At 74.7% G+C, this 7,064-nt stretch carries 6 protein-coding genes and 1 pseudogene; 2 read left to right on the forward strand and 5 right to left on the reverse strand.

The window, feature by feature from the left end:
- Positions 1-557, reverse strand: a 557-nt coding sequence (locus tag ACFXAZ_RS39035) for an alpha/beta fold hydrolase (protein ID WP_384601711.1), incomplete at its 3' end; no start/stop codon positions are given.
- Between the two features lie 308 nt (positions 558-865).
- Between ACFXAZ_RS39035 and ACFXAZ_RS39040 the strand changes: the two genes are divergently transcribed.
- Entirely contained in the window at positions 866-1,423 is a 558-nt protein-coding gene (locus tag ACFXAZ_RS39040) for an AAA family ATPase (protein WP_384601713.1), read from the forward strand.
- An 84-nt stretch (positions 1,424-1,507) separates the two neighbouring features.
- On the opposite strand, the gene secD is transcribed toward ACFXAZ_RS39040, so the two are convergent.
- The 4 genes from secD to ACFXAZ_RS39060 form a co-directional block, all read right to left on the reverse strand.
- Positions 1,508-3,985 carry a protein translocase subunit SecD gene (gene secD, locus ACFXAZ_RS39045; RefSeq protein WP_384601716.1) on the reverse strand — a complete coding sequence of 826 codons (2,478 nt, stop codon included), beginning with the start codon at positions 3,983-3,985 and terminating at the stop codon, positions 1,508-1,510.
- Positions 3,986-4,078: 93 nt separating this feature from the next.
- A complete protein-coding gene (locus tag ACFXAZ_RS39050; RefSeq protein ID WP_384601719.1) occupies positions 4,079-4,489 on the reverse strand; it encodes a hypothetical protein in 411 nt (136 codons plus the stop codon).
- An 8-nt stretch (positions 4,490-4,497) separates the two neighbouring features.
- The gene (locus ACFXAZ_RS39055; RefSeq protein ID WP_384601722.1) at positions 4,498-5,217 is read right to left on the reverse strand and encodes a response regulator; all 720 of its coding nucleotides are present in this window, start codon (positions 5,215-5,217) and stop codon (positions 4,498-4,500) included.
- A 70-nt stretch (positions 5,218-5,287) separates the two neighbouring features.
- Positions 5,288-6,286 (reverse strand): sensor histidine kinase, encoded by a 999-nt coding sequence (locus ACFXAZ_RS39060; protein WP_384601725.1) that lies wholly within the window; start codon positions 6,284-6,286, stop codon positions 5,288-5,290.
- A 330-nt stretch (positions 6,287-6,616) separates the two neighbouring features.
- Between ACFXAZ_RS39060 and ACFXAZ_RS39065 the strand changes: the two are divergent.
- Positions 6,617-6,994: pseudogene (locus tag ACFXAZ_RS39065) on the forward strand (TraR/DksA family transcriptional regulator); the annotation flags it as partial.
- Positions 6,995-7,064: the final 70 nt, after the last annotated feature.

A 7,064-nucleotide genomic window follows, 5' to 3' on the forward strand; every position in this document is an offset into this window, starting at 1 on the left:
TGTGGGGGGGGGTGGGGCTTCGCGCGGGGGGGGGCGCGCCCGCCCGGGTGGCCGCGGGCGCGGAGGCTCGGCCCGCCCCCCACCCCCGGCCGGGGGGCGGCCCGGTCCGGGAAGGGGACCGGCCAGGAGCCGAGCCACCGGCCGATCCGGGCCGGGCCGTCCGGGTCGGGGGCACCCGCCCCGGCCTCGACGGCCACCAGAGCGCGGACCAGTCCGGGATGCCGGGCCGCCGTCAGGATCGCGGTGTGCCCGCCCAGCGACTGCCCGACCAGGACGACGGGCGGCTCAAGGCCCAGCGAACGCGGCAGCGCGGCGACATCCGCGACGAACGCGTCCCGCGAGACATCCCGGGGCACCCGCTCGCTCCGGCCGTGCCCGCGCTGATCGACGGCCACCACCCGCCAGTCGCCGCTCAACCGCCGCGCCAGCCCGTCCCATTCCCCCGCGTGCCCGGCCAGCCCGTGCAGCAGCACCACCGCCGGCCCGTCCCCACCCCAGTCCCGGCAGACCAGCCGCACCCCGTCGTCCCGGACGGCCACCCGCTCGACCCAGGTCACCTCGCCACCCCGCCCGGCATCCGACGGTGACCCGCCGCCCGCTTGCTCCATGCCATGCGCACAGTGTGCCGTGGGTCCAGTTCAGGCCACGCACCCGCTGCGACAGGGGGAGAGCGGGCCTGGGAAGTGTGTGCATGGCATCAGAGTCGCCGTGCGGTGCCCATCGGCGCGACGGCCCTTGGCGGACACTTGGGTACGCCATGGGTTGCGGATGTACGGGCCTGGCGTACCACCGGGGTTGTGGTGCGGGCCGTCCGCCGCGCAACCGTGCGCAGGAGAACCGTCCGCAGGAGAGAGGAGCGATCGGCGTGGCGAGACTGTGTGTGGTCACCGGTGCCCCGGGTGCCGGGAAGACCGCGCTGGCGGAGGAGTTGCGGACGTATCCCTTCGCGGCCGTCGACTTCGATGAACTGCTGGAGCCGGACGGCAGCGTGCTGGGCATCGACATCGCGTCCCCGGCGGCGAGTTCCGCCTGGCCCGCCTACAACCGGCTGTGGCTGCGGATCACCGCGCTGCTGCTCCGCGGGGGTGGGCCGGTGCTGGTGGTGTGCCCGCTGACGCCGGACGAATGGGCTGACGCGGGGAAGGGCGTCGCCGGGTTGCCGGAGGCCGACTGGGCGCGGCTCGACTGCTCCGACGCCGACCGGCGGGCGCGTCTCACGGCCCGTGGGTGGGCGGCGGACGAGATCGCCGAGGCGGTCGCCGACGCGGGGGAGTTGCGGGGGGTGGTGGAGCGGGAGTTCTCCACCACGGGATGTGGGGTGAGGGATGTCGGGGCGGTTGTGGGGGAGTGGGTGATGGGGCGGGGGCGTGTGGGAGTGACCGTTGGGGGGAGAGGGAGGGGGGAGGCGGGCGGCGCGGCGTGAGGAGGCGCCCCCCGTCCCGGGGCACGCCGGGTGTCCCGGGACGGCGGTTGCGGTCTGCGTCAGCGGCGATGCTCCGTCGCTGGGTCAGCGGCGACGCTCCTTGTCCAGGTCAGTGACAGCGCTCCGCTCCGGACGCCGGTTCGCGCTCGCGGCGCTCTTCTCCGGCCGCCGGTTCGCGCTCGCCGCCCGGGGCGCGGCGCTCGCGCCGGTCTTGCGGTCGCCGCCTCCCTTCCGGCGGGGGTGCAGCACGATGGTGAGCGGGGACGCCGTGAAGACGGAGGAGTACGTGCCGACCGCCAGGCCGATCAGCAGGGCCAGGGCGAAGTCCGTGAGGGCGTCGTCGGCCAGGACCGCCAGGGCGGTGAGGATGATGGCCGCGCCCATGCCGGTGCTGACCGTGCGGGGGAGGGTTTGCAGGATCGCCCGGTTGGTGAGGAGGGGCAGGGGTGTGGTGCGGTCGCGGGCCAGGAGTTCACGGATGCGGTCGAAGAGGACGACCGAGTCGTTGACCGAGTAGCCGACGACCGTCAGCAGCGCGGCCAGGAAGAGCCCGTCGATGGGCTTGCCGAGCCAGGCGAAGATCCCGGCCAGGATGACCACGTCATGGGCGAGCGCGCCGACCGCCCCGGCGGCGAACGTCCAGCGGAACCGGACCGCGAGATACAGCAACTGGGCGCCCAGGGCCAGGCCGAGGGCGATGAGGGCGTTGCGCCGCAGTTCCTCGCCCAGGCTGGGGCCGATGAGTTCGTCCCGGACCTTGTCCGCGTCGCCGCCGAGCGAGCCGATGGTCTCGGTGACGGTGGCCGCGTCGGCGTCGCTGAGATCCTCCGCCCGTACCGTCACCCCGCTGTCGCCGGCGGACTGGACGACCGCGCGGGGCACACCCGCGTCGGCGAGGGCGGCGCGGGCGCGGTCCGGGTCGACGGGTGAGCTGGTGGCGTACTCGATGAGCCGGCCGCCGGTGAACTCGATGCCGAAGTCCAGCCCCCGGACCAGGATGCCGGAGCCGGCCAGCACCAGGGCGACGGCGGACGCGGCCAGCCAGCGGCGCGGCCGGCGCATCAGGAACGGGTCGCGGCGCACCAGCCGTTCCCGGACCCAGCCCAGGTGCGCGATCCCGGTGAGCCGGGGACTGCGGCGGACGGCCCCGCGGTCCACCGCGTACTCGGCGAGCACCCGGGTGATCACCAGCGCGCTCACCACGGAGGCGAGGACACCGATGCCGAGGGTCACGCCGAAGCCCCGCACCGGCCCGGACGCGAAGGCGAACAGCAGGCCCGCGGCGATCAGCGTGGTGACGTTGGAGTCCGCGATCGCGCTGAAGGCGCCCCGGAAACCCGCGGTCAGCGCCGAACGCGGGCTGGGCCTGCTGCGGGCGGCGTGCTCCTCGCGGGCCCGTTCGAAGACCAGCACGTTGGCGTCCACCGCCATACCGATCGCCAGCACGAACCCGGCGAGACCGGGCAGGGTCAGCGTCGCGCCGAGCGCGGCCAGGGCGGCGTAGGAGAGCAGGCCGTAACAGGCCAGGGCGATGGTCGCGAGCAGGCCGAGCAGCCGGTAGACGACGATGATGAACAGCGCGGTCAGCGCGGTGCCGACGAGTGCCGCCCACGCGGCGGCGGAGATCGCCGCGTCCCCGAGGGTGGCGCCGATGGTCCGCTGCTCGATGGTCTCGACCGGTACGGGCAGGGCGCCGCCGGAGATGAGCAGGGCCAGTTCGCGGGCCTCGGCGTCGTCGAAGGAACCGGTGATCTGCGTCGAGCCGCCGGGGATGCCGGTCCCGCACGGCACGGAGGGGTCGACCTGCGGCGAGGAGATGATCTTGTCGTCCAGCACGATCGCCACCCGGCGCTGCGGATCCCCGGCCGGCTGGCACGCGCCCTGCGCGGTGACCTGCGTCCAGCGGTCCTGGCCGCCGTCGCTGAAGTCGACGGTGACGGTCCAGCCGGCGCCGCTCTGCGGATCGAAGCGGGCCTCGGCGCCCTTCACGTCCTGACCGGTGAGGGCGGCGGGCTGGAGGCGGAGTCGCTGGCCGGATTCGTCGGGGAGGGTGAGTTCCTCGGCGGCGGTCGCGGGGGGTGGGGTGGCCTCGGTGGAGGGGGCGGCCGTGGGCTCGGTGGGGGGTGGGGTGGCTTCCGGGGAGGGGGTGGCGGTGGTGTCCGGGTCGGCCGGTGCCGGGGTGGCTTCCGTGGCCGGGGGCGCCGCGCCCAGGACCGGGTGCACGGTGAGCTGTGCCGTCCGGCCCAGGACCTCGGCGGCCTGCTCCGGGTCCTGGACCCCGGGCAGTTCCACGATGATGCGGTGGTCGCCGGAGCGGACGAGGGTGGGTTCGGCGACGCCGAGCGCGTCGATACGGCCGCGCAGCACCTCCAGCGTGCGATCGGTGGCCGCCCGGTCGGCCTCGGTGGTCGGGGTGGAACGGGTCTCCAGCACGATCTGGGTGCCCCCGCGCAGATCGAGCCCCAGACGGACCGGCACGGTGAGGGCGATCGCCAGCGAGGCGGCGAGCACGGCGAGGGCCAGCAGCGCGCGCAGACGCTGGGCATGGGTACGGCGTTTCACGGAACAGCCTCCGGCAGGCAGGTCGCGGCACGACGGCACGGCACACGGATGCCGGGCCGCCGACGCGGAAGGAAAGGAGAAAAGGGGTGTGATTCAGCTGCCGGGAGGTGCCGGAGGCGCCCGGCCGCGGTGCTGCGCCGCCGCGCCGGGGGAGAGCGGGAGGGGCGCCGACCGGGCCGATGCGCGGACGCCGGTGGCCTGGGCGGCGGTGGTCCCGCGCGGGGTGGTGGCGTGGTGGTCCGGCGGGGACGGACGCTCCCCGAGATGGTCGTACCGCGCCCCCCTGGCCTGGGCCGCGCACCCGGTGCCGCACGGCTCGTCGGCACGCTGACCGGAGTCCGTGCGGTGGACGGCGCCCGCGACGGCCGAGGCCGGTCCCGGCGCCGGACCGACGGGCGTGACCGTGGGCAGGACCGCCAGCAGCAGCGCGAGAAGCGCGCCGAGTGCCGCCGCGAGACGGTGACCGGCGGCCGGGGCGACAGGGATACGCGGGGGCACGGTCACGGCGGGCGTCAGGGTTCGACCAGCCCGGCGCGGATGGCGTACCGGGTCAGCTCCAGCCGGTCCCGCAGCCCGAGCTTGTGCAGCAGATTGGCCCGGTGGCGGTGCACGGTCTTGACGCTGATGAAGAGGATCTCGGCGATCTCCTTCGACGAATGCCCCTCGGCGATCAGTTTCAGCACCTCCTCCTCGCGCGGGGTCAGGATCTGCCCGGGATTCTCCTCGCCGTGCCGGACCCGGTCCAGATAGCTGCGGATCAGCGCGGTGACCGCGCCCGGGTACAGAAACGGCTCGTCGCGCATCGCGGCCCGGCAGGCGGCGACCAGATCACGGTCGGCCACCGACTTCAGCACATAGCCGCACGCCCCCGCCTTCAGCGCCTGGAACAGATACTGCTCGTTGTCGTGCATCGTGAGCATCAGGATGCGCAGGCCCGGGACCAGGGTGCTCAGTTCGCGGGTGGCCTGGAGGCCGGTGAGCCGGGGCATGGCGATGTCCAGGACGGCGAGGTCGATGTCCTGGCTCCTGGCCGCCTCGATCGCCTCGGCCCCGTCCCCGGCCTCGGCGACCACCTCCAGATCCGGCTCCCGGTCCAGGATCAGCCGCACACCCCGGCGGACCAGGGCGTGGTCGTCGGCGAGGAGGATACGGATGGGACGCGCCGGGGCAGAGGTGGGCTTCGCCAAGGGCGTGGGACTGGGCGCGGGCGCGGTCCGGGTGGGGTCGGGCATGGTCACGGCTGCTTTCCGAGGACGGGGTGGTCACGGCTGTCTTTTGGGATGGGTGCGGGTGCGGGGGCGGTCACGACGGCTTCCTCAGGGCGGGTACGGGGGTCGTCAGACGGATCCGGGTGCCGGTGGCCGGCGTGGAGGAGATGTCCAGGGCCGCCCCGGCGAGCAGCGCTCGCTCCCGCATGCCGCGGATCCCGGCGCCCTCACAGGGCGCCTCGATGCCCCGGCCGTCGTCGGTGATCTCCAGCACCACCGCCTCCCCGGCCCGGCGCAGCGCCACCTCCACCCGGGTCGCGTCCGCGTGCCGGGCCGTGTTCGTCAGGCTCTCCTGCGCCACCCGGTACAGGACGAGTTCCGTCTCCGGCTCCAGGGCGGGCAGCTCGGCGTCGAACCGGCGCACCACCCGCAGCCCGGTGTGGGTGGCGAAGTCCTGGGTCAGCGAGGTCAGCGCGCTGACCAGGCCCAGATCCTCCAGCACCCCGGGCCGCAGCCGCCGTACCAGCCGCCGTACCTCGTCCAGGCTCGCCCGGGTGATCTCCTGCACCTGGTGCAGCTCCCCGCGCAGCGGCTCCGGGGCGTCGTCGGCGGCCCGCTTGAGCACGAGCAGGATCGCCGTCATGCCCTGTCCGACCTCGTCGTGCAGCTCCTGGGCGATCCGGCGCCGCTCCGCCTCCTGCGCCAGCAGCGCCCGCGCGCTGGACGTGGCCCGCTCGTGCTCCAGCCGGTCCAGCATCGCGTTGAACGTCCGGATCAGCTCGGACACCTCGCCCCCGCCGCCGCGCCCCCCGCCGCCGCCACGCCGTCCGGCACCGCCGGGCACCGGGAGCCGCTGGCCGGGGCGCAGCAGATCGACGGTGCCCATCAGCCGGGTCAGCCGGTCCAGCGGGGCGAGTCCCCAGCGCAGCAGCGCGCCATTGGCGACCAGCATCACCCCGAGACCGCCGACCAGGATGAACGCCTCGGTCAGCAGCACCGGCACGGAGACGGTCACCGGCGCCCACAGCAACAGCCCGGTGGCGGTGCCCAGCACCAGCGCGTTGAGCCCGAAGATCCGCCAGAACAGCGACACGGGGGGCATCTCCTTCCGGTTCTTTCCCGCCGGCCCGTACGGTCGGCCCACCTTCCCAGCCTCCCCCGCCCGCGCCCGCCGGTCGATGGGGCACAACCCCCATTTCGCAGGTCACGCCCCACCCGATGGGTGAATCGCGCCGCAGCGCCGTGTGGTCATCGCGATCCCCCGGAAATGGGGTCCACGCCCGATGGGCACCGCGAGTGCCGCGCGGCACAGTGGAGGCACATCAGGCCGTCCGGTTCGGCGAGTGCCCGTGGTCGTCGGACCACGGGTCGCCGGGCCGGACGGCCGTTGCTGCGCGTAACGCGCCTTGAGAGAGGAGCCACCGTGGCGCTCGACACCCCCCGGACCGGCAACCGGCCCGACGCCTCCCCCAACGGTTCCCGTCCCGCTGCACCCCACGGCGACGCCCGGCCCGCCGGGCACACCGCGCACGAGGCCCAGCAGCGGCTCGAACACGCCCGCAACACCCGGCTGGCCCAGCTGCGCGCGCTCGACGGGACCGGGCAGAGCGCGGACGACCATCTGCTGTCCGTGCAGGCCGAGGCGATCCGGCGGGTGCTCACCGAGATCGACGAGGCGTTCGCCCGGGTCGCGGACGGCTCGTACGGGCGGTGCGTCGGCTGTGCCAAGCCCGTCGCCGCCGAACGGCTGGAGATCCTGCCGTACACCCGGTACTGCATCACCTGCCAGCGGCACGGCGCCGGGAGGACGCGCGCCCCGCCCGACCAGGTGACGGAAAGGCTCTATTACAAAACAGACGCGGGCCACCAGA

Origin of the sequence: Streptomyces sp. NPDC059477, from assembly GCF_042749375.1 — a bacterium.
GTDB lineage: Bacteria > Actinomycetota > Actinomycetes > Streptomycetales > Streptomycetaceae > Streptomyces.

Bases quoted from the DNA above. Each gene is read 5' to 3' on its own strand.
- ACFXAZ_RS39055 (WP_384601722.1), bottom strand. From the start codon at position 5,217: ATGCCCGACCCCACCCGGACCGCGCCCGCGCCCAGTCCCACGCCCTTG.